At 63.3% G+C, this 22,914-nt stretch carries 29 protein-coding genes; 25 read left to right on the forward strand and 4 right to left on the reverse strand.

Annotated features, from left to right (window positions below; translation table 11 throughout):
* The 4 genes from G4O04_04570 to G4O04_04585 all read left to right on the forward strand — a co-directional run.
* Positions 1–493 (forward strand): exodeoxyribonuclease VII large subunit (locus G4O04_04570; protein HEY57796.1); only part of this gene is annotated, 493 nt, incomplete at its 5' end.
* Positions 490–900 carry an ACT domain-containing protein gene (locus tag G4O04_04575; GenBank protein HEY57797.1) on the forward strand — a complete coding sequence of 137 codons (411 nt, stop codon included), beginning with the start codon at positions 490–492 and terminating at the stop codon, positions 898–900. The genes G4O04_04570 and G4O04_04575, both read left to right, overlap by 4 nt.
* The gene (gene xseB / locus G4O04_04580; protein ID HEY57798.1) at positions 890–1,144 is read left to right on the forward strand and encodes an exodeoxyribonuclease VII small subunit; all 255 of its coding nucleotides are present in this window, start codon (positions 890–892) and stop codon (positions 1,142–1,144) included. The genes G4O04_04575 and xseB overlap by 11 nt, the downstream gene beginning before the upstream one ends.
* Positions 1,144–1,599 carry a divergent PAP2 family protein gene (locus tag G4O04_04585; GenBank protein ID HEY57799.1) on the forward strand — a complete coding sequence of 152 codons (456 nt, stop codon included), beginning with the start codon at positions 1,144–1,146 and terminating at the stop codon, positions 1,597–1,599. The genes xseB and G4O04_04585 overlap by 1 nt, the downstream gene beginning before the upstream one ends.
* A 107-nt stretch (positions 1,600–1,706) precedes the next feature.
* Here the strand turns inward: G4O04_04585 and G4O04_04590 are convergent, their stop codons facing one another.
* The 4 genes from G4O04_04590 to G4O04_04605 form a co-directional block, all read right to left on the reverse strand.
* Entirely contained in the window at positions 1,707–2,339 is a 633-nt protein-coding gene (locus G4O04_04590; protein ID HEY57800.1) for a glycerol acyltransferase, read from the reverse strand.
* 68 nt (positions 2,340–2,407) lie between these two features.
* Positions 2,408–4,003: a murein biosynthesis integral membrane protein MurJ gene (gene murJ / locus G4O04_04595; protein ID HEY57801.1), complete on the reverse strand. Its 1,596-nt coding sequence runs from the start codon at positions 4,001–4,003 to the stop codon at positions 2,408–2,410.
* Positions 4,004–4,253: 250 nt separating this feature from the next.
* Positions 4,254–4,412, reverse strand: a complete 159-nt coding sequence (locus G4O04_04600; GenBank protein ID HEY57802.1) for a hypothetical protein — start codon at positions 4,410–4,412, stop codon at positions 4,254–4,256.
* Positions 4,391–4,630 (reverse strand): hypothetical protein, encoded by a 240-nt coding sequence (locus tag G4O04_04605; protein HEY57803.1) that lies wholly within the window; start codon positions 4,628–4,630, stop codon positions 4,391–4,393. Before G4O04_04605 ends, G4O04_04600 begins: the two co-directional genes overlap by 22 nt.
* A gap of 85 nt (positions 4,631–4,715) precedes the next feature.
* Between G4O04_04605 and G4O04_04610 the strand changes: the two genes are divergently transcribed.
* From G4O04_04610 to G4O04_04710, 21 genes are all read left to right on the forward strand, one after another.
* Positions 4,716–5,726, forward strand: a complete 1,011-nt coding sequence (locus G4O04_04610) for an ABC transporter ATP-binding protein (GenBank protein ID HEY57804.1) — start codon at positions 4,716–4,718, stop codon at positions 5,724–5,726.
* Positions 5,719–6,570: an ABC transporter permease gene (locus G4O04_04615; protein HEY57805.1), complete on the forward strand. Its 852-nt coding sequence runs from the start codon at positions 5,719–5,721 to the stop codon at positions 6,568–6,570. Before G4O04_04610 ends, G4O04_04615 begins: the two co-directional genes overlap by 8 nt.
* 5 nt (positions 6,571–6,575) lie before the next feature.
* On the forward strand, positions 6,576–7,433 hold the full coding sequence (locus G4O04_04620) for an ABC transporter permease (protein HEY57806.1): 858 nt from the start codon (positions 6,576–6,578) through the stop codon (positions 7,431–7,433).
* A gap of 10 nt (positions 7,434–7,443) precedes the next feature.
* Positions 7,444–7,950 carry an MGMT family protein gene (locus G4O04_04625; GenBank protein ID HEY57807.1) on the forward strand — a complete coding sequence of 169 codons (507 nt, stop codon included), beginning with the start codon at positions 7,444–7,446 and terminating at the stop codon, positions 7,948–7,950.
* A 13-nt stretch (positions 7,951–7,963) separates the two neighbouring features.
* Positions 7,964–8,413 carry an RpiB/LacA/LacB family sugar-phosphate isomerase gene (locus tag G4O04_04630; protein HEY57808.1) on the forward strand — a complete coding sequence of 150 codons (450 nt, stop codon included), beginning with the start codon at positions 7,964–7,966 and terminating at the stop codon, positions 8,411–8,413.
* Positions 8,414–8,495: 82 nt separating this feature from the next.
* Positions 8,496–9,284, forward strand: coding sequence for an NAD-dependent deacylase (locus tag G4O04_04635; GenBank protein HEY57809.1), 789 nt, complete (start codon positions 8,496–8,498; stop codon positions 9,282–9,284).
* Complete coding sequence (locus G4O04_04640; GenBank protein HEY57810.1) at positions 9,281–9,700, forward strand: YjbQ family protein; 420 nt, start codon at positions 9,281–9,283, stop codon at positions 9,698–9,700. The genes G4O04_04635 and G4O04_04640 overlap by 4 nt, the downstream gene beginning before the upstream one ends.
* Positions 9,701–9,832: 132 nt before the next feature.
* The gene (locus G4O04_04645; protein ID HEY57811.1) at positions 9,833–10,417 is read left to right on the forward strand and encodes a sigma-70 family RNA polymerase sigma factor; all 585 of its coding nucleotides are present in this window, start codon (positions 9,833–9,835) and stop codon (positions 10,415–10,417) included.
* Complete coding sequence (locus tag G4O04_04650; protein ID HEY57812.1) at positions 10,417–11,262, forward strand: DegV family protein; 846 nt, start codon at positions 10,417–10,419, stop codon at positions 11,260–11,262. Before G4O04_04645 ends, G4O04_04650 begins: the two co-directional genes overlap by 1 nt.
* A 1-nt stretch (position 11,263) precedes the next feature.
* A complete protein-coding gene (locus G4O04_04655; protein ID HEY57813.1) occupies positions 11,264–11,545 on the forward strand; it encodes a hypothetical protein in 282 nt (93 codons plus the stop codon).
* Positions 11,546–11,719: 174 nt separating this feature from the next.
* Positions 11,720–12,778, forward strand: coding sequence for a rod shape-determining protein (locus G4O04_04660; GenBank protein ID HEY57814.1), 1,059 nt, complete (start codon positions 11,720–11,722; stop codon positions 12,776–12,778).
* 75 nt (positions 12,779–12,853) lie between these two features.
* Positions 12,854–13,693, forward strand: coding sequence for a rod shape-determining protein MreC (mreC, locus tag G4O04_04665; GenBank protein HEY57815.1), 840 nt, complete (start codon positions 12,854–12,856; stop codon positions 13,691–13,693).
* 1 nt (position 13,694) lies between these two features.
* The gene (locus G4O04_04670) at positions 13,695–14,198 is read left to right on the forward strand and encodes a hypothetical protein (protein HEY57816.1); all 504 of its coding nucleotides are present in this window, start codon (positions 13,695–13,697) and stop codon (positions 14,196–14,198) included.
* Positions 14,195–16,285: a penicillin-binding protein 2 gene (gene mrdA, locus G4O04_04675; GenBank protein HEY57817.1), complete on the forward strand. Its 2,091-nt coding sequence runs from the start codon at positions 14,195–14,197 to the stop codon at positions 16,283–16,285. The genes G4O04_04670 and mrdA overlap by 4 nt, the downstream gene beginning before the upstream one ends.
* 78 nt (positions 16,286–16,363) lie before the next feature.
* On the forward strand, positions 16,364–17,035 hold the full coding sequence (minC, locus tag G4O04_04680) for a septum site-determining protein MinC (protein HEY57818.1): 672 nt from the start codon (positions 16,364–16,366) through the stop codon (positions 17,033–17,035).
* Positions 17,036–17,064: 29 nt separating this feature from the next.
* Positions 17,065–17,865, forward strand: a complete 801-nt coding sequence (gene minD / locus G4O04_04685; GenBank protein HEY57819.1) for a septum site-determining protein MinD — start codon at positions 17,065–17,067, stop codon at positions 17,863–17,865.
* A gap of 2 nt (positions 17,866–17,867) precedes the next feature.
* A complete protein-coding gene (gene minE / locus G4O04_04690; GenBank protein HEY57820.1) occupies positions 17,868–18,125 on the forward strand; it encodes a cell division topological specificity factor MinE in 258 nt (85 codons plus the stop codon).
* Positions 18,126–18,130: 5 nt separating this feature from the next.
* Positions 18,131–19,231, forward strand: coding sequence for a rod shape-determining protein RodA (locus G4O04_04695; protein HEY57821.1), 1,101 nt, complete (start codon positions 18,131–18,133; stop codon positions 19,229–19,231).
* Between the two features lie 96 nt (positions 19,232–19,327).
* Positions 19,328–20,824: a glutamate--tRNA ligase gene (locus tag G4O04_04700; protein ID HEY57822.1), complete on the forward strand. Its 1,497-nt coding sequence runs from the start codon at positions 19,328–19,330 to the stop codon at positions 20,822–20,824.
* 234 nt (positions 20,825–21,058) lie between these two features.
* Positions 21,059–22,279 carry a PLP-dependent transferase gene (locus G4O04_04705; GenBank protein ID HEY57823.1) on the forward strand — a complete coding sequence of 407 codons (1,221 nt, stop codon included), beginning with the start codon at positions 21,059–21,061 and terminating at the stop codon, positions 22,277–22,279.
* 10 nt (positions 22,280–22,289) lie between these two features.
* A complete protein-coding gene (locus G4O04_04710) occupies positions 22,290–22,622 on the forward strand; it encodes a hypothetical protein (GenBank protein HEY57824.1) in 333 nt (110 codons plus the stop codon).
* Positions 22,623–22,914 lie beyond the last annotated feature (292 nt).

Here is a 22,914-nt window from a genome sequence, read left to right on the forward strand (position 1 = left end):
CGAGCGGCTACGCCTGCGCACCGTGGCGTTGCGCCTGGAACGGCGCGCGCCCCTGGCCCAGGTGCAGGGCGACCGCCAGCGGCTGGACGACCTGGAACAGCGCCTGCGCTGGGCTTTGAGGCGGCGTTTGCGCCAGCGGCACCTGGAACTGCGCGGCTGGGCACAGCGTTTGCGGGACGCCGCGCCTCAACAGCGGCTCCGCGCTCACCGGGTTGGGCTGGCGGCCCTGGATGAGCGCCTGAGGCGGGCCTGGCGGCAAACGCTGCGCTGGCGGCGCGTCGCTTTGGAGCATCAGGCCCGTCGCTTGGCGGCCCTCAGCCCGCTGGCCGTGCTGCAGCGGGGGTACGCCATCGTGCGCGACGAACAGGGCCGGGTGGTGCGTCGGGCTGGCCAGGTGGCCCCCGGCGATGCCCTGGAGGTGCTTCTGGCACAGGGCCGTCTGTGGAGCCGGGTGGAGTACACCGAGCCGGACGAGAGGGAGGGGGCGCCATGAAAGACGCTGCTTCGTGGCCCTTAGTGCTGTTGCCGCAGCGGTGGACCCTGTACCGTTTGCCCCCGGACGTCCCCTGGCCCCCGGAAGCCTTGCGCACCCCCTGGGCCTTTCTGGCCCGGACTCCGGAGGAGGTCTCTCTGCTGCTTCCGGAGGATGTGGCGGCCCCGGAAGGGGGCCGCGCCCAGGGCCCCTGGCGGGGCTTTCGTGTAGCCACAGTGTTGGCGTTGGATTTGGTGGGCGTGCTGGCCGGGTTGAGCCAGACCCTGGCCGCCGCCGGTGTGCCCCTGCTGGCCGTCTCGACCCACGACACCGACTATCTTTTCGTGCCCGCCGAACGGCTGGAGGCTGCCACGCAAGCCTTCCGGCAAGCCGGGTATCGCCTGTTGGAGGAAACCGATGCACGCTGAATCCCCGCGCCCCGTTGAAACCCTGACCTACGAAGAGGCCCTGGCCGAACTGGAGACCATCGTGCGCGCCCTGGAGGGAGATGAGCACACCCTGGAAGAGTCCCTGGCGCTGTTCGAGCGCGGTCAGGCGTTGCTCAAACATTGCGCTGCCCTGCTCGACAAGGCGGAGTTGCAGGTGCAGCAGTTGCTGGGCGAAGAACTGGCCCCCTTCGAAGCGCCGGAGGCTTACGACGAGGAGTCCTGATGGGGCGTGAACTGGCCGCCAACTGGGTGCTGTGGGCGGCGTTGAGCGCCCTGTTTCTGGCCCAGGCGCTCAAGGTGCCCTTGGGCTGGCTGCAGGAACGCCGCTGGCAATGGGGGTTGCTGGTTTCGCCAGGGGGGATGCCCAGCAGCCATGCGGCGTTGATGGCCGCGGCCACTCTGGGGGTGGGGTTGGCCCAGGGGTTCGCCTCGCCGCTGTTTGGCCTGGCTGTGGCGGTGAGCCTTATCGTGGTTTACGACGCCACGGGCATTCGCCGTCAGGCTGGCGAACACGCGACGCTGATCAATCGCATCGTGGCGCAGTTGCAGGCTGGCCACCTGCCGCCAGGCGACACCTTGCGCGAGGTGTTGGGCCACACTCCCTGGGAGGCCTTTTGGGGTGTGGCGCTGGGCCTGGCCACGGCGTGGCTCTGGTGGTGGGTGCAGCAGGGCCTTTGAGGGGGGAGAGCCTCTCGGAGCGGAAGGGCCCCGCAAGTCCGGCGAAAAGAAAAACGCGCGGCCAGGCCGCGCGTTGGGAGGGGGTGTTTCCCTCAAGGGGAAGAAGGTTATGATGGGTCTTGCTTTTTCTTTTGCTTGAGACGGATGGTGCTGTGCTTTTCGGGGTAGCGTCCGCGTTTGTCGGCGTAGAAGGCGCGGATGCGTTCCAGGTCGGCCTCGTCGTCCCCGGTGGGGAGGAAATAGTCGCCGATGCCCACGGTGCGGGTGGGGTAATCCAGAAAGCCCAGGGCGATGGGGACGCCGGCCTGGACGGCGATGTGGTAGAAGCCGCTTTTCCAGTGGTCGGTGAACTTGCGGGTTCCTTCGGGGGCGATGAGCACCACAAAATCCTCATGGGTGCGGAAGTTATGCACCATCTGGCCGACGAAACCCGACCGCACGCTGCGGTCAACCGGAATGCCGCCCAGAAAGCGCATCAGGGGGCCTAAGGGGCCGCGGAAGAGTTCCTTCTTGCCGATCCAGCGGGGGCGCAACCCCAGGGCCATCATGGCCGGGAGGGCGATGAAGAAGTCCATGTTGGAGGTGTGGAAAGCCCCGATAACGATGAATTTGCGGCCCGGAGGGCGGCGATCCACCACGCGCCAGCCCATCAGCCGCAGGAGCAAGCGGCCCAGGCGTTGCAGCCAGGTGCGGCGGGGCCGGGCGTTGACGTTCGGAAGGTCGGTCGTTTGGGTGTTCATGAGAATAGGATATCCTGAGTGGGGAATGGTCACTAATGAAAAACCCCCATGGGCGGGAAAAGTTGTGCTCACCGGGCAAAAGGCAGGCGGCGGAGCAGCGCCGCGGCGACTAAGCGAGGCTCTTTCGCGCCGGTGGCCCAGAGGGCCAGGCCGTAGGTCAAGGCCCCCATGGGGATGAGGACGAGGTTTTGCCACAGAATGCCGCGGGGGCTCAAAAGGCGCAACCCCACCCAGAGGAGAGCGGACATGACCAGGGTGGCCGCGCCAGCCTGGCCGAGGCCGAGCAGCGTCTGGCGGCCCTCCAGACCCTGCAGCCGGCGGCGCATGAGGCCGAGCAGGCCGACCATCTCCAAAGTGGTGGCCAGGGAGTTGGCCAGGGCCAGTCCGCCGTGAGGCATCCACCCCGCCCGGCGGAACAGCGCCACGAAGAGCAGACTGAAGGCCAGGTTGAGGCTCATGGCCACGCTGCCCACCAGCACCGGGGTCTTGGTGTCGTGGAAGGCGTAAAAGGCCCGCGAGATGATTTCCACCACCGAGTGGGCGACCAGCCCGACGGCGTACCAGAGCAGGGCCCAGGCCACCAACTCGGTGGAGTGGGCGTCGAACGCGCCGCGCTGGAAAAGTAGGGCGACCACGGGTTTGCGCAGCAGGATCAGACCGACCGCCGCGGGGAGTGAGAGGAAGACCACGCCCCGGAGCGTGGCCGCTAAGGAGCGACGCATGGCGTCCATCTCGCCGCGGGCCACCTGCGCCGAAAAGGTGGGCAGCGCAGCGATGGCGATGGCCTGGGCAATGACCACCTGAGGCATGGTCATCACCGCCCAGGCGATCTGGATGGCCGTCAGGCTGCCTTCAGGCTGCGCCGAGGCCAGCACCACATTGACCCAGAAGTTGAGTTGCACGATGGCCACGCCCAGCACGCGGGGTGCCATTAGGCGGCCCACCTCGCGCACCGCCGGGTCGTGCAGGCTGAGGGTGGGCAGGTAGCGCCTTCCGGGGAGGCGGAGCAGGCCGGGGATCTGGACGGCCAGATGCAGCGCGGCACCCAAAACCGCGCCCCAGGCCAGGCCGTAGATGCCGTAACGCGGCGCCCAGGCCAGCACACCGAAGATCATCCCCAACCAGTACATGGTAGGGGCCAGGGCGGGCAGAAGAAAGTGCTGATGGGCGTTGAGGATGCCCATCAGCAAACCGCTGAGGCCAAAGATGATGGGTGAGAGCAGTAAGATGCGCAGCAGCGACACGGTGAGGGCTTGCTGGGCTGGGGTGAACCCCGGCGCCAGCAGGTGGCCGACGATGAAGGGCGCCAGGAGCCAGGCCAGAGCAGCGGTGGCCGTGAGCACCAGAAGGACCAGATTGGCGATGGCCGAGGCCAGACGCCAGGCCCGTTCGCGTTTCCCCTGGGCCAGGAAGCCGGTGAAAGTGGGGATGAACGCCGACCCCAGCGCCCCCCCGGCGACCAGGTTGAAGAGCAGGTCGGGCAGACGCGAGGCGGCGTTGTAGGCGTCGATGGCCGCACTGGTGCCGAAGGCCTGAGAAACCACGATCTGCCGCGCCAGGCCCACCAGATTGGAGAGCACGAACGCGGCCATGACCGTGCCGGCGGCGCGGGCGATTTGCTGGTTGTCCCGATGGCCGGAGGGGGAGGTTGTCGTCTGGCTCATGGTGGGGGGATTATACCCCGCCCTGGCGCGGGGTTAACGCATACCACGGGACCGAAATTCGGTCCCGTGGTATGCCCCGTCCCGTAATCGCCCTTTGCCGAGGAGGAGGCCCCTCGGCTCTCTCAAGGAGGAGAAGAGGTTCGCCCTTCACTATCCAAAGCTTACTCGATTTGGCGTCATATTGCTTGACGGAAAACCTACGTTTTACCGACGGTTTCACGGCGATTGGACAATAGAGTGGGGAGGGCCCTTAGCGGTGGGTGGCGCTCAACCAGAGGGCGGTCACGCTCAACGCGAAGAGGAACCACAGGTGGAAGAAGAGGAAGAGGGTCAACCGTACCCAGTGCAGCCCCACGGCCCAGATGACCGCCAGGGTGAAGGCCAAAGTCAGCCAGCCCAGGCGTCCCACCGTGCCGGGCGGTAGAGCAGGAAGTACAGCAGGGCCCCAAAGGCCGCGACCACCCCTATGGGGACGAGCACGCTCCAAAGATCCAGTTCGCCATGCAGCACGGCGCGCACGAGTTCGCCGTAGAGGGGGAGGGAAAAGAGCACCAACGGCCAGATGAGGGCCGCACGTCCGGCCTGTTCGATCTCTTGTAAGCGTTCAGCATTCTGGTTGCTGTTCATGGCAGGTTACACCAATCATAACACGCCCCAGGTCCCTATGATAGAATTGAGAAGCCGTTGATCTCCCCCTGTTTTGCGAGGTGCCATGACCGATATCGATGCGATTCGCACCGAGAAGCTGACCCGCGTCTACACCTTGCGTGGCTGCAAGAAGCAAAAGGTCCGCGAATTGGTGGCGTTGCGTGGCGTGACGCTCACCGTGCCGCGCGGCGAACTCTTTGGCTTGCTGGGCCCCAACGGCGCGGGGAAGACCACGCTTATCAAGATCCTGACCACCTTGCTGGCTCCTTCCTCCGGCAGGGCCTGGGTGTTGGGCCATGATGTGATGACCGAAGCCGAGGCCGTTCGCCCGCGGATCAACATGGTGTCGGGCGGGGAGACTTCGGGGTACGGCCTGCTCACCGTGCGCGAGAACCTGTGGCTGTTTGCCCAGTTGTACGGCATCCCTTCGTCCGAGGCCAACCGTCGCATCGAGGAACTGCTGGCGATGGTGGGCATGGCCGACCGGATGCACACCAAGTCGTCGGAGTTGTCCACCGGCTTGCGGCAGAAGATGAACATCGTGCGCGGTTTTCTCACCGACCCCGAGGTGCTCTTCCTCGACGAACCCACGCTGGGGCTGGATGTAGGGGCGGCGCGCGATGTCCGACGCATGGTGCGTCAGTGGATGGCGGCCAACCCCCAGCGCACCATTTTGCTCACCACGCACTACATGCACGAGGCCGAGGAACTCTGCGACCGGGTGGCCATCATCAACCGGGGGGAGGTGTTAGCCTGCGACACCCCGGCCAACCTCAAACGTGCCTTGCAGCAGGAGTCGCTGTTTGTGCTGGAGACCACGCCTCTCAACGGCCTCAGCCCGCAGGACCTGGAACACCTGCCGGGGGTGAAGCGCATCGGTTATCGTCTGGTGCCGGGTGGCAGCCGGTTGGATTGCCACCTGGAGGACGACGCGGCTTTGGGGCCGCTGGTGAGTGCACTAACGGCCCGGGGGGTGCGGTTGCGTTCGCTGCAAAAACGGGAGCCGACGCTGGAAGATGTGTTCGTCCACCTGGTGGGCCGCAGCATGGCAGAAGAGGAGAGTGCCCATGCATGAGCAGGTGCTCGCCCGCCTGGTGACCAGGCACGGCGGCCTGCGCCTGTTTGTTCGGGCCGTGTGGGGCCGGGCTTACCCGCGCATCATCGGCCTGCAGCGGGAGAAATCCTGGCTGGCCTTCGACATCGTGCTGCCGCTGATGAGTGTGGCGGCCTATGTGTTCGTTTACCGGGCCATCCACGCACCGGAGGCCTATGTGGGCTTTGTTGTCCTTGGTGGGACCATGACCGCGTTCTGGCTCAATGTGCTCTGGAACATGTCCAGCCAGCTCTATTGGGAGAAGGAGCAGGGCAACCTGGCGCTGTACATTCTGGCACCGGCGCCTCTCATGGCGATTTTGTTGGGGATGGCCGTCGGTGGGGCCGTGGCGACTACCTTGCGGGCGCTGGTCTTCACTTTCCTGGGCACGCTGGTGTTTCAGGTCACCTTTTCTGTGGCCGCCTGGTTGCCGTTGTTCGGCGTGTTCTTTCTGGCTTTGGCCGCCCTGTACGGCCTGGGGATGATGTTTGCCTCCCTTTTTCTGCTGCTCAGCCGGGAGGCCTGGCATCTGGTAGCGCTGTTTCAGGAGCCGGTGTACCTGCTCTCCGGTTTCTATTTCCCCGTCAAGAGTTTCCCATTCTGGGTGGCCGCGGCGGCCTCACTCATTCCCCTGACCATGGGGCTGGACGCCATGCGCCAGTTGGCTTTTCCCGATGGCACGCAGTACGGTTTTCTCCCCGTGGGCTGGGAGATCGCTGGTTTGGCTGGATTGAGCGTGTTGTTCATCGTGGCTGCGCGCTACCTCTTGGCCTACATGGAGCGTCTGGCCAAGCAGGAAGCCCGGCTCACCGAAAGTCGAGGGTAGCGCCTATGGCTCGATTGGCTGTGCTCTGGCGTTCCTTCAAAACGGCAGCCTGGTTGGGGTGGCAAATCGAATCCAACTGGACCGATCCCTTCCTGTTTGCCCTGTATTCGGCCATCAAGCCCCTGGCCGGTACGGCCATTCTGGTGGTGATGTACGGCATCATCAGCCATAACGCCTTTGAGAACCCCATTTTTGCCTACATCTACCTGGGCAATGCGTTTTACATGTATGTGGGCGGGGTGCTGAATGGCATTTCGTGGGCGATCATTGACGATCGTGAGCATTACAAAACCCTCAAGTACCTCTATGTCGCGCCGATTCACATGCCGGCTTACCTTTTTGGGCGGGGGGTGGCCCAGTTCCTCATCACCAGTGTCGCCGTCGCCGTGACTATCGCGGCTGGCGTGGTCTTTTTGCGGTTGAACATCGTGTGGGCCGAGGTGAACTGGCCGCTGTTCTTCGGCGCCTTGCTCCTGGGGGTGCTGATGTTGGCTTTGATGGGGTTGTTCCTGGCCGGGATTTTGCTCCTTCTGGTGCACCATTCCTGGTTCATCGGCGAGGCGGTGGGCAGCGCCCTGTATCTTTTCAGCGGGGCGATTTTCCCCCTGGAAGTGCTCCCCGCCTGGCTGCGCCCCCTTGGCTACGCCATGCCCATCACCTACTGGCTGGAATTGTTGCGCCGCGCCCTGGTGGGTTCGGTGGCCCAGGCGTTCCCTACCCTGCAGGGGTATTCCGAGAGCCAACTGCTGCTCATTTTGCTGGGCCTGACCGCGCTCTTTGGCCTGCTGAGCGCCGTGACTTTTGGACTTTGTGAGTGGCGGGCCAAACAGTTGGGCGTGATTGACCGGGTGACGAACTACTGAGAGGTGCCGCGTGGACCGGGTGACACGCTTTGCCCCCATGCCCCGCTTTGGCGAACTGGGCGTCACGGTGACCCTCCAGGGGCTGGTGGTCGTCCACTGGGCGCGGTCTGGACCCGAAAGTCCGGTGTCTGGATCCCCAGAGGATGGTGCCGAGCCCCTGGTCACGGTGGCCGCCCAATGGTTGGCCCATCTCCGGGAGTATCTGGAAGGATCGCGGCGCGCTTTTCCACTGCCCATCGCCTGGGAGGCGTTGCCACCTTTCCAGCGGGCGGTGCTTCGGGCCACCTTTGCCATCCCGTATGGCGAGGTACGCACTTATGGAGAGGTGGCGACGGCCATTGGACGCCCCAGGGCGGCGCGAGCCGTGGGACGGGCGCTGGCGACCAACCCCATGCCCATTGTGGTGCCCTGTCACCGGGTTGTAGGGCATGACCGGCGATTGCATGGCTACGGTGGTCCCGGTGGCCTGATGACGAAAGCCTGGTTGTTGCAATTGGAAGGCGTCAATCTCCCTTGAAGGAGGTGAACCGATGAAACTGGCCGTTGGCGCTGACGAACGCTTGCATGTGGTGGATGTGGTGCTGGATTACCTGCGTGAGAAGGGCCACGAGGTGGTGTACATCGGCCCGGCCGGGCGGGGGACCCAGCCCTGGCCGGAAGTGGCCCGCCGGGTGGCCGAGGGCGTGGCGCAGGGTGACTTTGACGAGGGCATCCTCTTTTGTTGGACGGGCACAGGGGTGAGCATCGCGGCCAACAAGGTGAAGGGCATTCGCGCCGCCCTGTGCCACGATGCGGAGACGGCCAAAGGCGCCCGTTTGTGGAACGACGCCAATGTGCTGTGCATGTCCTTGCGCCTGACCTCGGAAGTGGTGGCAAAGGAAATCCTGGACGCCTGGTTCGGCACCAAGTATCAGCCTAACCCCACCGACGACGCCTGTCTGGCCATGATTGCCGAGATGGACGAAGGGCGTAAGTCGTGAGTCGTGGGTCGAGGATCGTTCGTCACAAACGCAATCGCAAATCGTAAATCTAAACCACAAATCATACCCTGTTTTTCTCCCTATGACCTTCAACTATACCTTCCCCCCAGAATTGCTCACGCGCCTGCGGCAGGCCCGGCGTGTGGTAGCGCTCACCGGCGCGGGGGTGTCGGCTGAGAGCGGGGTGCCCACCTTTCGCGATGCCCAGACCGGCCTGTGGGCCAGGTATCGCCCTGAAGAGTTGGCGACCCCGGAGGCCTTCGCCCGGCATCCGGAGCGGGTGTGGGCCTGGTACATGTGGCGGCGTGCTCTGGTGCGCCGGGCGGCGCCCAATCCGGCTCATTACGCGCTGGCCTGCATGGAGCGGTTGGTGCCCGCTTTCACCCTGGTGACCCAGAATGTGGATGGACTGCATCAGCAGGCCGGTTCACGGCGGATCATCGAACTCCACGGCAACCTCATGCGCACGGTGTGCGCTGCCCGGCGTCACCGGGTGGAGCGGTGGGAGCCGGTGCCCGAGGGCGAAGTGCCCCGCTGCCCGGAGTGTGGCAGCTTGTTGCGGCCCGATGTGGTCTGGTTCGGCGAGGCGTTGCCCGGTGAGGCCCTGGACGCTGCCTGGCAGGCCGCCCAAGAGGCCGAGGTGATGTTGGTGGTGGGTACCTCGGGGGTGGTGCAGCCGGCGGCTTCGCTGCCCCTGGTGGCGGCCGAGCACGGCGCCTATCTGGCGGAGATCAACCCCCAGGAGACGGCGCTCAGCAGGTTCATGGCCGTCATGCTGCGGGGGCCGGCGGGAGAGGTGTTGCCGGCCCTGGTGCGGGCGCTTTGGGGAAAGGAGGCCTGCGACACGCAGGCCGAAGGAGGTGAGGCATGACCGTCTTCTCGACCACCATCACCCTGCAGACCCAGGGGCACACCGATATCCACGATATCACCGCCAGAGTGCAGGAGGCCGTGCGGCAGAGCGGCCTTCGGGAGGGTATCGCTTTGGTGTTCACCCCTTCGTCCACCAGCGCGATCACCACCATCGAGTACGAGAGCGGGTGCTTGAAGGACCTCCGCCGCCTGCTCGACGAGTGGATCGACCCGCAGCGGGATTACGCCCACAATTTGCGCTGGGGCGATGGCAACGGCCACGCCCATCTGCGGGCGGCCATGATGGGGCCTTCTTTGGCCCTGCCCATTCAGAGGGGGAAAGTCGTCCTCGGCACCTGGCAGCAGATCATTTTTGTGGACTTTGATGTGCGGCCACGCCAGCGGCGTCTCGTTGTCCAGGTTGTGGGGGATTGAGTGGGTTGAGCCGGGCCACCAGGTGCACGGCATTGGGCAGCACACCTTCCTGCCCAATGCCGTTTGCGCTCCGGGGGAATGGTATACTTTGGGCGCGTAAGAAACCTTTATCCCAAGTCAGGGTTGTTATAAATGCCCGGTCATCCTCAAGAAGATTTGGCGGCTTTGCCCGATCGGGCGCTGGTGGAAAGGGCTACCCAGGGCGACCGTGAAGCCTTTGGGGTGCTTTACCAGCGTTATGTGCAACGTATCTACAACTACATCTACTATCGCGTCGGGCATGCAGTAGAAGCCGAGGACCTAACCGCCCGCGTGTTTTACCGGGCCATGCGCAGTATGCCGCGTTACAAAGAGCGCGGGCTGCCCTTTTCGGCTTTTCTTTATCGGATTGCCCATAACCTGGTGGCCAACTGGCATCGGGACAGTAAGCGCCGTCCGGAGATCCCTTTGGAGGATGCGTGGCTTCCCCCGCGGGCCGAAGGGGACCCAGAGGACAAACTGATCCTCAACGAAGAACGCGAGCGTTTGTTGCAGGCCATTCGCCGTTTACCGCCGGAGCGTCAGGAGTTGCTCATTTTCAAATTTGTGGATCGGCTTTCCAACGCTGAAATCGGTCAGATTATGGGGCGTAGCGAAGGGGCGATCAAAAGTTTGTATCACCGGACCCTGGTCGCTTTACGGGCCGAGTTGCGACGAGTTCAGGAGGAAGAAGGGTGATGTTACGCATTGTGACCGATGGCGCAGCGGATTTCCCTCCGGGCTGGTTGGAGCGTTACCGGGTCGCTGTGATTCCCATCAACATCCAGATGAAAGGGCGTACTTACTTGCAGGGGGTGGATGTGAACGACGACGACTTTTATCGCTTTGTGGAGCAGGAACGGGTTATCCCGAAAACTTCTCAGCCCTCTCCCCAGCAGTTTGTGGCGTTTTATCGCCGCATTGCCCAACCAGGAGACACGGTGCTCTCCATTCATGTCACCTCGCGCCTTTCAGGCACGTTCCACTCTGCGGTACAGGCGGCGAAGGAGTTGGTGGACGAGATGAAGGTGGTGCCCTTTGATTCCTTGGGAGGCTCGGCGAGTTTGGCGTTTATGTGTCGGGACGCGCGGGCGATGGCCGAGGCTGGAGCGACGCTGGAGCAGATCCTGGCTCGTTTGACCTGGCTGCGGGAGCACATCTCGGTGGTGCTCACCCTGAACAGTTTGGAATATGCCCGCTTAAGTGGCCGGGTGCGGGCGGCTCAGGCCTTGGCCGCTGGCCTGCTGCGCATCAAGCCTGTGGTAGAGTTGCGTGACGGTTTTCTGGACATGGTGGACAAGGTGCGCACCCGCTCGCGCTCGCTGGAAGCGGTGGTCCAGCGGGTGAAGGCTGGGGTGGGCTTCAGGCCGGCCCATGTGGCGGTGGTCAACGCGCGGGCGCCTCAGGCGGCGCAATGGCTGCATGAGCGGGTCCAGCAAGTATTGAAGGTGCGTGAACTCATCACCACCAATCTCTCCATCGCCGTGGCAGCCAACCTGGGGCCGGGCACGGCCGGCGTGGTGGCGTACCCTGCGGAGGAGTGAGATGTCCCGACGGGCCCCGTTGACAACGGAAGAAATGCGTTCCCTGGAAGACTGGTTGCGCCAGGACCTGGTGCCTGTGTCGCCGGACCCGCAGTTTGTGGGCCGCACCTACACGCGCCTGCAGAACCCGCGGGCGGTGCAGGTGCCGTGGAAATCGCCTGCCACGATGCGCCAGGGTTTGCTGGTGGTGGCTTCGCTGAGCGGGGCGTTGTTCGCCCTCGCCCTGGTGGTAGGGTGGGTCTTTTGGCGGCGGCGTAGACCTTCCACCGTGACTGGAGCCTGAGCCACCCCCTTCAACCCCTCGGAGCAAACGCCGAGGGGTTGTTTGTCGCTCCGTGGTGAAGCAGGGGATGGCCTTCGCAATGGGGCACCTTTTTCGGGGGCATGGAACTCGACGTCTACCCTGGCACGCTTCTGGTATAATTTGCCCGCTTTAACCCCGCTGGGAGGGTGTCCTTTGCGATTCAATCCTTTGAACTGGTTGCTGGGCTTTTTTTCGCTGGATATTGGTATTGACCTGGGTACTGCCAACACTTTGGTTTATCTGCGCGGGAAAGGGATCGTCATTAACGAGCCTTCGTGGGTGGCCATGGACAAACGCACCCGGCGTCCCCTGGCCATTGGCGCTGAAGCCAAGCGGATGGTCGGTCGCACGCCGGCCAATGTGATCGCCATCCGGCCCCTGAACGATGGCGTAATCTCCGATTTTGACATCACCGAGGCGATGTTGGAGTATTTCTTCGCCAAGGTGCATGAGCAAAGTCTGGTACCGGTGGCGCGGCCGCGAGTGGTCATCGGCATCCCGGCCGGGGTGACCGAGGTGGAAATGCGGGCCATCTACGATGCCGCCATGGCGGCCGGAGCTCGGGAGGTTTTCCTGGTCGAGGAGCCCGTTGCCGCGGCCCTGGGCGCCGGGTTGCCCATTCAAGACATTAAAGGGACCATGGTCGTGGACATCGGCGGCGGCACCACCGAAATTGCCGTGCTTTCCATGGGCGGCATGGTGGTCTCGCGTTCCCTCCGTGTGGCCGGTGACGAAATGGACGAGGCCATCGTGCAGTACATGCGCAACAAATACAACCTGCTCATCGGCGCCCGGATGGCCGAGGAAGCCAAAATGGTCATCGGCTCGGCGCATCCTTTGACCGAAGAAAAAACCTTTGTCTTACGTGGGCGCAATTTGATCACCGGGCTGCCTGAGGCCGTGGAGGTGTCGTCCATCGAGTTGCGCGAGGCGTTGGCCATGCCCCTGCAAACCATTGTGGAGACCGTCAAAGACGCCCTGGACGAGGCTCCCCCGGAGATTTTGGCGGATTTGATGGAGACGGGAATTTGTCTTACGGGAGGCGGCGCCTTGCTCCAGGGCCTGGCCGATCGACTCACCGAGGAAGTCAAACTCCGCGCCTGGGTGGCCGAGGACCCCATGAGTTGCGTCGCCCGCGGAGCCGGGCTGATCCTCGAAGACCTGGACCATCTGGCCCCCTTGCTGGTCACCGAAGAGCGCATCGGCCTGTAGCCTTCTGCGCCCCATCCTGGCCCTGTTTCGAGCCAGGGCGTCATCCCCAGGGGATGGGGCGGGCATAGACCTTTTATGAACTCTTCCAATCAGCGGCTCTTTTCGCGGATCGTGCTCCTGCTGGTGGTGGTCGGGCTCATCGCCTTGGCCCTGGGGGGATACCTCACACCATTGACCCGCCTTTCGACGACGCCTTTCCTTAGCGCCCAAGAATGGCTGGCCATCCGTTACGCCGCCCTGCGGGATTACCTGACGGCCCCCCAGGATGTGGCGGCTTTGCGCCAGCGTAACCAGCAACTGGAAGCCGAGGTCGCCCGTTTGCAGACCGAGGTGGTCTCTTTGCAACAACAACTGGCTGAAGCCAAGGTGTTGGCGGCTTTGTTGGATTTTGCCCGTGCTCATCCCACCAACCAGTACAAGGCCGCGCGGGTCATCGGTCAGGACCCCAGCCCCTTTTTGCACTATGTGATCGTCAATCGGGGCTCCGACGACGGCATTCGACCGGGCATGCCGGTGGTCTCACCCGAGGGCCTGGTAGGCTATGTGGATGCCGTGATTCCCCAGGCCGCGCGGGTGCGGTTGATCACCGACCCCGGCTCGCGGGTGGATGTGCGCGTCAAACCGGCCAATGTGGACGCCGTGCTGCAAGGGAGCGTCACCGGGGAATTGACCCTGAACATGCTCCCCCTGGATGCCAAGGTCCAACCGGGGAATCTGGTGCTGACTTCGGGATTGGGAGGGCGCTTCCCGGCGGATCTGCTGGTGGGCCAGGTGGTCAGCACGCGCAAGCAGGCCTTTGCCTTGTTCCAGGAGGCCGCGGTTCAACCCGTGGTGGACTTCGCGCGCCTGGACATTGTGCTCATCATCGTCAATTTTCAACCGGTGGATATTACGCCGTTGATGGAGCAACCCTGAGATGGCCGTGCTGCTCGGTTTGGCCCTGTTTAGCGGCTCGCTGGTGCTTCAAAGCAGCCTGATCAGCCATTTGCGGCTGCTTCATGGTACGGCCGATTTGCCGCTGCTGGTTTTGGTGGCCTGGTTGCTTCACCCCCGCCTGCCATGGCCCTGGGCCTGGGCTGTCCTGCTCGGCGGACTGGTGGGCTGGGTGTCGGGGTTGCCCTGGTTTGTGCCCGTGCTGGCGTACACCCTGGTGGCCGCGCTGACCTTGATGCTGCGATGGCGTCTGTGGCAGGTGTCGTTGCTGGTCTATCTCTTCCTGGTGGTCAGCGGCACCTTGCTGGTCCAAACCCTCACCTGGGCGGCGCTGTTGGCCCTGGGAACCTCCATCCCCTGGCGCCTGGCGTTTACGCAGATCCTTTTGCCCAGCGCTTTGCTCAATGTGTTGCTGGCTTTGCCCACGCATGGGGTCGTCATGGAAATCACCGCCTGGGCCCTCCCCGAAGTGGAGGAAGTCGCATGAGTGAAGCCTCTATCTCCAAGGACCCGATTGCCCCCTGGCGTATTACCACCTTCATCCTCGTCCTGGGCGTGGCCCTGGGCGTGTTCATCGCCCGCCTGTTCTCCATGCAGGTTTTGCATTACGAGGAGTGGGTGGCTCGCGCCGAAGAAAACCGCATCGAGGAACTCAACATCCCGGCCCCGCGCGGAGCCATTTTCGATCGCAATGGCATTGTGTTGGCGCGCAACATCGCCTCGTACAACGTGGTGATCACGCCGGCTTACCTGCCCGATGACCCCGGGATGGTGGACGAAATTTTCGCCGAACTTTCGCGTCTCACCGGTGTGCCCATCAACCAGGGCGAGATTTCTCCAGACAATCCCTATGTGCCTTGTCGTTCCCACCATGGCGTTCGGCAAATCGTGTATTACGGGGAGACCACGGCCCCTTATCGGCCGGTGAAAATCAAATGCAACATCCCCCGCGAGGCGGCGCTGGTCATCCAGGAACGGGCAGTCTTTTGGCCGGGGGTGGATGTGGAAATCGAGCCGGTGCGTGATTACCCCACCGGTTACCTCACCGCTAATGTGATCGGCTTCCTGGGCCCCGTGCCCGAGGCCCTGGTGGATTACTATGTCAACCAGAAAGGGCTGGATCCCAACCGTGACAAGGTGGGTTACGCAGGAGTGGAACTGTACTATCAGGATGAGTTGGCCGGGCGCAACGGTCGCCGCGTGGTGGAAGTGGATGTGGCCGGGCAGATTTTGCGTGATGTGGAACCGCCCACGCCTCCCAAACCGGGCGCGAATCTGGTGCTCTCCATCGACACTCGATTGCAAGAGGCGGCCTATCACATTTTGGTGGATCAAATTCGCTATCTTAACGCCCGTTATCCTATGGCTGATGGGACGCCGCGCACCTCCAACGGCGTAGTCATCGCCATGAACCCCAAGACGGGGGAAATCCTGGCGATGGTTTCGTACCCTACCTATGAAAACAATCGTCTCACTCGCTTCATCCCGGCGGATTACTATCAGATTTTGGCGACCGACCCTAACAAACCGTTGCTGAACCACGCCATTTCGGCGGAACATCCCCCGGGCTCCACTTTCAAATTGACCACGGCCACCGGGGCGCTGAACGAGGGGGTGGTCACCCTGGACAAGATCATCGACGCTCCGGGCGTCATCACCCTTACCGAGAAGTATTTCGCCAACGACCCTGGCAAAGCCCGCCAGTTCGTGGATCACAACTGGCAGAGCGGTGGGTTTGGCAAGATCGACTTCTTGCACTGCATTGCCTACTCGTCCAATGTCTGTTTTTACAAGTTGGGCGGTGGCTACGATGATGAAATCAAGCCGGGGCTGGGCATCTGCCGCTTGGGAACCTACGCCCACGCCCTGGGCTACGGCGCGCCCTCGGGGATTGATCTCCCAGGCGAGGCCAGCGGTCTGATCCCTGATCCCACCTGGAAGCGCATCTACAAAGGCGAAAACTGGTCCACCGGCGACACATACATCGCCAGCGTGGGGCAGGGATATGTGCTGGCCACCCCCTTGCAGGTGCTGCTCTCGGTGGCCACCATCGCCAACAACGGCAAACTGATGCAACCCCAACTCGTGCGCGAAATCGTGGACGCCGAGGGGCATGTCATCCGTCCCTTTAGCCCCATTCTCAAGTGGGACATCACCAAGGACCCGGTCATCGATGTTTACGAGAACCCCGGCGGAATTGGCAGTTGCAAACCCACTGGCGAAAAGAAAACGGTGGACCCGTGGGTGATCCAGCAGGTGCGCCGGGGAATGCGCATGGCGGTCATCGAGGAGCCTTACGGCACCCTGCTCAGGGCTTTCGAAGGCTTCCCCATCGCCGTGGCGGGCAAGACCGGCACCGCGGAATACTGCGACAACAAGGCCCAGCAACGCGATTTGTGCAAATTTGGCGCCTGGCCCACCCATGGCTGGACGGTGGCCTTCGCGCCTTATGAAGACCCCGAAATCGCCGTGGTCGCTTTTGTGTACAACGGTGGGGAGGGGGCGGTGGCCGCCGGACCTATCGTGCGTCGGGTGATGGAGGCCTACTTTGCTTTGAAGGCCGCCAGCCCCTGAGCCCCGTGGCTCTATGCTATACTTACTCCGATGAGAGCATTTCAGGCCCGCCCACAGGGAATGGCCGTGAGGGAAACCTTGTCTCCTTCTGCGCTGGTCAAAGTCAAAGGCGTCCGCGATGGGCTGTTGGTCACCCTGGCCGAAGGGGAATGGGCCGAGGTGCGGCAGGCCCTCCTGGCCCTGATCCGCGAAAAGCAGGACTTCTTTCGCGGAGCCAGGCTGGCCCTGGATGTGGGCCAGCGGGCCGTGCGCGCTGCCGACCTGGGCAAATTGCGGGACGAGTTGGCCGACCACGAAGTCACCTTGTGGGCGGTGCTCAGCGGCTCTCCGAAAACCCAGGCCAACGCCCAGGCTTTAGGCTTGGCGACCCGGCTTTCCAAACCCATGCCCCAGCGGGCCGCGCGGCCTCGTCCCCCCTTCCTGGGGCAGGAGGCCTTGTTGGTGCCCCGCACCTTGCGTTCAGGGATGCGGGTGGAGTACGAGGGGCATGTGGTGGTCTTTGGGGATGTGCATCCCGGCGCGGAGATTGTGGCCACCGGCCATGTCATCGTTTGGGGTCGCTTGCGGGGCACCGTGCACGCCGGCGCCCGTGGAGATACCCAGGCCGTGGTGTGCGCCCTGGACCTGGCGCCTACTCAGTTGCGCATCGCTGAGGTGATCGCCACGGCGCCCCCCCGGCGCGGTAAGCCCCATCCCGAAGTGGCCCGCCTGCAGGATGGGAAGGTGGTGGCCGAACCCTGGGACGCCTGACAGCAACCTCTACCCGGAGAGAAAAGCGCATGAGCGGAAAAGTGTTGACTATCACTTCAGGAAAAGGCGGCGTGGGTAAGACCACGGCCACGGCCAACATCGGCGCGGCGCTGGCCGCCCAGGGCCAGAAAGTGGTCTGTTTGGACGCCGATATCGGATTGCGTAACCTGGATTTGGTGCTCGGCCTGGAAAATCGCATCGTGTACGACCTGGTGGATGTGGTCGAGGGGCGCTGTCGCTTGCGTCAGGCGATGATTCGCGATAAACGCCTGCCCAACCTGTTCTTACTTCCCGCGGCCCAGACACGGGATAAGACCGCCGTCTCGCCCAGCGACATGGTGCGGGTGTGCGAGGAGTTGCGCGGCGAATACGATTGGATCCTTATCGATTCGCCGGCTGGTATCGAGCGCGGCTTTCGCAATGCCCTGGCTCCGGCCGATGAGGTCATCGTCATCACCAACCCGGAGGTCTCGGCGGTGCGTGACGCGGATCGTATCATTGGTCTGGTGGAGGCCGAGGAGAAAGGCCCCATCCATCTCATCATCAACCGCCTGAACCCGCAGATGGTCAAGAAGGGAGACATGTTGACCGCTGAGGATGTGTTGGAATTGCTGGCCGTTCGCCTGTTGGGCATTGTGCCGGAAGACGAAACGGTGGTGGTCAACACCAACCGGGGGATGCCGGTGTCCCTGGACGGAAAGAGCAAGGCCGGTCAGGCGTTTCGCAACATCGCCCTGCGCCTGCTGGGGCAAGAGGTGCCTTTCGAGACCTGGGATGAAGACGGCTCGTTCTTGGGGCGGATTACGCGGTTGTTCCGGGGAGGGGATTAGCCATGAAATTGCTCGACCGCCTTGCCGGGAAGGAGCAGAGTGCGCGTCAGGCCAAGGACCGCTTGAAACTGGTGCTCATCCACGACCGCACCGAACTTACCCCGGCGCAGTTGGATGCGTTGAAGGATGAGTTAATCGAGGTGATTTCTCGCCACCTGCCTATCAACCGCGATGAGGTGCGGATTGCCCTCCATGCCGATGGCCGCGAGCAGCGGTTGGTGGCGGATATCCCGCTGCACCCCAGGCGGAAGAGGCGATAACCCCCATGCGGCGAAGTGTGGCCTGGCAAGATTTCGATTTTGTGTTGTTGGCCCTGGTGGCGACCACCACGGCTCTGGGCGTGGCCATCATCCGCTCGGCCGTGGCGGGCAACCAGGTGCTCAGCGGTCTTCCCGCCCGGCAGTTGATTTTCGCCGGGGTGGGCTTCGTCACTTTGATCCTGATCGCCCTGGTGGACTATCATTATTGGATTTTTCTGGGCCGTTATCTGTATTTTTTGACCATCGGCCTGTTGCTCTTCCTCAACATCGTGGGCGAGGCGCGCTTTGGCTCGGCGCGCTGGATTGATACCGGCTTTTTCCTCATTCAGCCCTCGGAGTTCGCCAAAATCGTCATCATCGTCACCACGGCGGATTTCCTCAGCCGTCACAAAGAGCAACTACGGCAACTGCGCTGGGTGATCCTCAGTTTTCTTTACACCATGGGGCTGGTGATCTGGGTGCTGGTGCAGCCGGATCTCAGCACTTCGATCACCTTGCTGGTCATCTGGTTCGCCCAGGTGTGGGCGGCCGGGTTGGAGGTCAAGCATCTGGGTTTGTTCACCGTGCTGGGACTGGGGGCGGCTGTGGCAGGCTTCCCCCTTTTAGCCGATTACCAGAAGGCGCGGGTGATCAACTTCCTTTTCCCCGACCCCAACGCCCGGCATGGGGCCATTTACAATGTGTTGCAGGCGTTGACGGCCATCGGCTCCGGTGGGCTGACGGGCAAGGGCTATGGCCATGGGACGCAGGTGCAGTTGCGTTTTCTCAAGGTGCGCCACACCGATTTTATTTTTGCGGCCATCGGCGAAGAGTTCGGTTTTGTGGGCGCCACGCTGGTGCTTGTGTTGCTGGCGTTGATCATCCTGCGCTGTTTGCATGTGGCGCGCACGGCGCATGACGCCTTTGGCGCGCTCATCGCCTACGGCGTGGCGGCCATGCTCTTCTTCCACACCCTGGTCAATGTGGCCATGAATCTCAACATGCTTCCCGTGACCGGGCTGCCCCTGCCTTTCATCAGTTACGGTGGGTCCACTTTGATTTCCACCCTCATCGGCATCGGGTTGGTGGAAAGCGTGGCCGTGCACCGTAATCCGTTGCAGTTTTGATTTCGGGTTTTTCCACCGACCCTCGGGAAGGAACCCGCCCTGGGGTCCGGTGGTTGTCCCCCTGAGAGGCAGTCCCATCTTTCGCTGGGAGGTCTCATGACAGAACCGAAACCTGCCCGGGTGCGCTTTGCACCCTCTCCAACAGGCTATCTGCATTTGGGTGGGGCGCGCACCGCCCTGTATGACTTTCTCTTGGCGCGCCAGTCCGGCGGCCAGTTCATCCTGCGCATCGAAGACACAGACCGCAGGCGCTATCAGGCCGACGCCGAGCAGGATATTTTCGACAGCCTGCATTGGCTGGGCCTGGAATGGGACGAGGGGCCCGATGTGGGCGGCCCCTACGGCCCTTACCGCCAGACCGAGAGGCGGGAGATATATCAGCATTACGCGAAGCAACTGGTGGAAAGCGGTCAGGCTTACTACTGCTTCTGCTCCCCGGAACGGTTGCGCCGGATGCGCGAGGAGCAGCGGAAGCGCAAAGAGCCGCCCCACTACGACGGCACCTGCCGACACCTTGACCCCGACGAAGCGGCCCGCCGGGTGGCCGCCGGGGAGCCCCATGTCATCCGCTTCAAAACCCCCAAAGAGGGAACCATCACCGTGCGCGACCGCATCCGGGGCGAAATCATGGTGGAGAACCGAACCATTGACGACTACATCCTGCTCAAGTCCGACGGCCTGCCCACCTACCATCTGGCTGTGGTGGTGGACGACCATCTGATGGGCATCACCCATGTGCTGCGGGGCGAGGAGTGGCTGGCCACCTTCCCGCTGCACAGCCACATCTATCGCGCCTTTGGCTGGGAGGAGCCGGAGTGGGTGCATCTCTCCGTGTTCCTCAAGCCCAGCGGCAAGGGCAAGATGAGCAAGCGCGACAGTGAGTTGCTCAAGAAGAGCGGCTACGCGGTGCTCATCCGCGACATCCGCCAACTGGGCTACCTGCCCGAAGCGGTGGTCAACTGGATCGCCCTCATGGGGTGGTCTTATGACGACCATACCGAATTCTTCACCCTGGACGACCTCATCGAGAAGTTCAGCCTGGACCGTTTGAAGCCCTCCCCGGCGGCGGTGAACTTCAAGAAACTGGATCATTTCAACGGCCTGCACATCCGGGCCCTGCCGGAAGAAGAACTGGCCCGGCGATTGGTACCGTACTTCCATGCCGCCGGATACCCGCAGGTGGACGCCGAGGCCCTGAAGCCCATCGTGCCCCTGATTCAGACCCGCATCACCACCTTGGACGATGCGCCGGCCATCGCCGGGTTCTTCTTCCGCGAAGAGGTCGAACCGGCGAACCCGGAGGACTTGATTCCCAAGAAGTTGGACGCGGCGCAGGCGCTGGAGGTGGCGCGGGAGGCCCTGGCCGTGCTGGAGGCCGTGCCCGATTTCCGCGCCGAGACCACCGAGCCGCCCATGCGGGCGCTGGTGGAACGCCTGGGTTTGAAGGCGGGGCAGGTGTTCGGCCTGGTGCGCGTGGCGGTGACCGGCCAGCGGGTCAGCCCGCCCCTTTTCGAGAGCATGGAAATCGTGGGCAAGGAGAAAAGCCTGCAGCGTTTGCGCCGCGCCATTGCCTTGCTGGAGCAACAGGCCTAGTCGGCAGGCCCTGTTCGCTCTTGACGCAGAAATCAACCCAGGGTAAACTTACGCCATGCTGCTGAAATCCACTCGCGCGATGATGGCCGTTATTATGATGATGTGCATTCCCCAGCCTTCGGCGGCTCGTGGGTGGCCTTCGCGCGGGTGAAGATTTTGCCGGTTTGTTGTCGCCCGGCCCCCGGCCTGAGCCGCCGGGGGCTTTTCTTTTTCCATCAGAAGGAGGACGACATCATGAGCGGTGCCTCGGATTTCCCATCCCTGCCTTCTGGTCTGGCTTCGGATACCCTGGCCGTACAAGGTGGGCGGCAGGCGTACCCTTACCATGCCCTAACCGCGCCGGTGGTGCTCTCGGCGCCGTTTGTCTTCCGCAACGCGGAGGAGGTGGACGCCTTCGTGCAGGCCAAGCGGCAAGGCCAAACGCCTTTCCGCGAGTATGGGCGTTACGGAAACCCCACCGTGGAAGCCGCCGAGCGGCATCTGGCCACTTTGGAAGGGGCGGAGGCGGCCCTGCTCTTCGCTTCGGGGATGAGCGCCATCACCACGGCGCTGTTGGTGCTGCTCCCTCCGGGCAGCCATCTGGTGCTCACCCAGGATATGTACCGCCGGACCCGCGAATTCGTGGGGACCTGGTTGCCCCGTCTGGGGGTGAGGCACACCATCGTCCCACCGGGCGATCACGAGGCGCTGCGCACCGCCCTGCGGCCCGAAACGCGCCTGCTCTTCTCCGAGGTTCCCACCAATCCCTACCTGCGGGTGCCCGACCTGGAGCGCATGGTGGCTCTGGCGCGTCGTCAGGGCGCGCTGGTGGCCGTGGACGCCACCCTAGCCTCGCCGGTGAATCTGCGCCCCCTGGACTTTGGGGTGGATTTGGTGTTTCATTCGGCCACCAAGTACCTGGGCGGTCATCATGACCTCCTGGCGGGGGTGGTGGCGGGTCATGAGGAACTCATCCAGCGGCTGCGGGAGGCCATGGGCGTGCTGGGAGGGGTCTGTGCACCGCAAACGGCTTTCTTGCTCATCCGGGGCCTGAAGACCTTGGGACTGCGCGTGGCGCAACACAACCGCAATGGGCAGGCGGTTGCCGCCTTTCTGGAAGGGCATCCGGCGGTGGAGCGGGTCTGGTATCCGGGACTGCCCAGCCATCCTGACCATGTGGTGGCCCGGCGACAGATGAAAGGTTTCGGCGGCGTGGTGTCCTTTGTGCTCAAGGGAGGGCTGGACGCGGCGCGGCAGTTTCTGGATGCGCTGCGCATCCCCCTTTTGGGGCCTTCGCTGGGGGGCGTGGAATCCCTGGTCATGTTGCCGGCATTGATGTCCTACACCAACCTGAGCGCTGAGCAGCGGGCCGCTTTGGGCATCCCCGATGGCCTGGTGCGCCTGGCCCTGGGCATTGAGGACACGGAAGACTTGTTGCAGGATTTGGCGGAGGCCTTGGCGCAAGTCGGGGTATAATCGTTTTGTGATGACGGATTGGAAAGAAGCCTATCGAGAAGAACTGGCCCTGGCCGAGCAAGACCGTAGGGCGGGCAAAGAAGGCCGGGCGCGGGTGCGGGCGCGGCGGGCCGCCGGGCATATCGTGGGAGAGTACCTCCGCCGAAGAGGGTTGCCCGACCCAGGGCCCAACGCGCTGGATCGGCTGCGTTTCTTGCAAGGGATGGCCGGCCTGCCGGCCGAGGTGTATGTTCTGATAGCACACCTGACGATGAAGGTCGATGTGAACTATCGGCTGCCAGACGGGGTGGACTTGCTGGCCGATGCCCAGCGGCTGGCCGAGGTGCTGTTAGGCGAAGGGTAGCCGCCGGGCGTGGGGATGGCCTGGCGGCGTGTTCCTTCTGGCCAGTTGCGGTATAATGTGGCCCCTTCAAGAGGGAAATTTTGAACGAAAGGAGGTGTGCCCCAGCGATTGATCATCCGATAGCGAACACCACCCTATGGCCGGGAAGCCAGCGCCAGGCCCTGAGCCGCTTTGTAGAGTTCAGGGTGACGAGGTGGAGGGTTCCTCACCGCAAGGTGAGGCTAACCGGAGCGGAAGAGCTCCGCGCCGGGAAAATCGAAGGATCGGCGGATGCCCTCCGGGGGACGGCCAC

The sequence above is a fragment of the Anaerolineae bacterium genome (assembly GCA_011176535.1).
GTDB lineage: Bacteria > Chloroflexota > Anaerolineae > Anaerolineales > DRMV01 > DUEP01.

Coding starts and splice junctions, on each gene's coding strand:
- G4O04_04575 (HEY57797.1), top strand. CDS start 490: ATGAAAGACGCTGCTTCGTGGCCCTTAGTGCTGTTGCCGCAGCGGTGG.
- xseB (HEY57798.1), top strand. CDS start 890: ATGCACGCTGAATCCCCGCGCCCCGTTGAAACCCTGACCTACGAAGAG.
- G4O04_04585 (HEY57799.1), top strand. CDS start 1,144: ATGGGGCGTGAACTGGCCGCCAACTGGGTGCTGTGGGCGGCGTTGAGC.
- G4O04_04590 (HEY57800.1), bottom strand. CDS start 2,339: ATGAACACCCAAACGACCGACCTTCCGAACGTCAACGCCCGGCCCCGC.
- murJ (HEY57801.1), bottom strand. CDS start 4,003: ATGAGCCAGACGACAACCTCCCCCTCCGGCCATCGGGACAACCAGCAA.
- G4O04_04605 (HEY57803.1), bottom strand. CDS start 4,630: ATGAACAGCAACCAGAATGCTGAACGCTTACAAGAGATCGAACAGGCC.
- G4O04_04610 (HEY57804.1), top strand. CDS start 4,716: ATGACCGATATCGATGCGATTCGCACCGAGAAGCTGACCCGCGTCTAC.
- G4O04_04615 (HEY57805.1), top strand. CDS start 5,719: ATGCATGAGCAGGTGCTCGCCCGCCTGGTGACCAGGCACGGCGGCCTG.
- G4O04_04620 (HEY57806.1), top strand. CDS start 6,576: ATGGCTCGATTGGCTGTGCTCTGGCGTTCCTTCAAAACGGCAGCCTGG.
- G4O04_04630 (HEY57808.1), top strand. CDS start 7,964: ATGAAACTGGCCGTTGGCGCTGACGAACGCTTGCATGTGGTGGATGTG.
- G4O04_04635 (HEY57809.1), top strand. CDS start 8,496: ATGACCTTCAACTATACCTTCCCCCCAGAATTGCTCACGCGCCTGCGG.
- G4O04_04640 (HEY57810.1), top strand. CDS start 9,281: ATGACCGTCTTCTCGACCACCATCACCCTGCAGACCCAGGGGCACACC.
- G4O04_04645 (HEY57811.1), top strand. CDS start 9,833: ATGCCCGGTCATCCTCAAGAAGATTTGGCGGCTTTGCCCGATCGGGCG.
- G4O04_04650 (HEY57812.1), top strand. CDS start 10,417: ATGTTACGCATTGTGACCGATGGCGCAGCGGATTTCCCTCCGGGCTGG.
- G4O04_04655 (HEY57813.1), top strand. CDS start 11,264: ATGTCCCGACGGGCCCCGTTGACAACGGAAGAAATGCGTTCCCTGGAA.
- mreC (HEY57815.1), top strand. CDS start 12,854: ATGAACTCTTCCAATCAGCGGCTCTTTTCGCGGATCGTGCTCCTGCTG.
- G4O04_04670 (HEY57816.1), top strand. CDS start 13,695: ATGGCCGTGCTGCTCGGTTTGGCCCTGTTTAGCGGCTCGCTGGTGCTT.
- mrdA (HEY57817.1), top strand. CDS start 14,195: ATGAGTGAAGCCTCTATCTCCAAGGACCCGATTGCCCCCTGGCGTATT.
- minD (HEY57819.1), top strand. CDS start 17,065: ATGAGCGGAAAAGTGTTGACTATCACTTCAGGAAAAGGCGGCGTGGGT.
- minE (HEY57820.1), top strand. CDS start 17,868: ATGAAATTGCTCGACCGCCTTGCCGGGAAGGAGCAGAGTGCGCGTCAG.
- G4O04_04695 (HEY57821.1), top strand. CDS start 18,131: ATGCGGCGAAGTGTGGCCTGGCAAGATTTCGATTTTGTGTTGTTGGCC.
- G4O04_04700 (HEY57822.1), top strand. CDS start 19,328: ATGACAGAACCGAAACCTGCCCGGGTGCGCTTTGCACCCTCTCCAACA.
- G4O04_04705 (HEY57823.1), top strand. CDS start 21,059: ATGAGCGGTGCCTCGGATTTCCCATCCCTGCCTTCTGGTCTGGCTTCG.
- G4O04_04710 (HEY57824.1), top strand. CDS start 22,290: ATGACGGATTGGAAAGAAGCCTATCGAGAAGAACTGGCCCTGGCCGAG.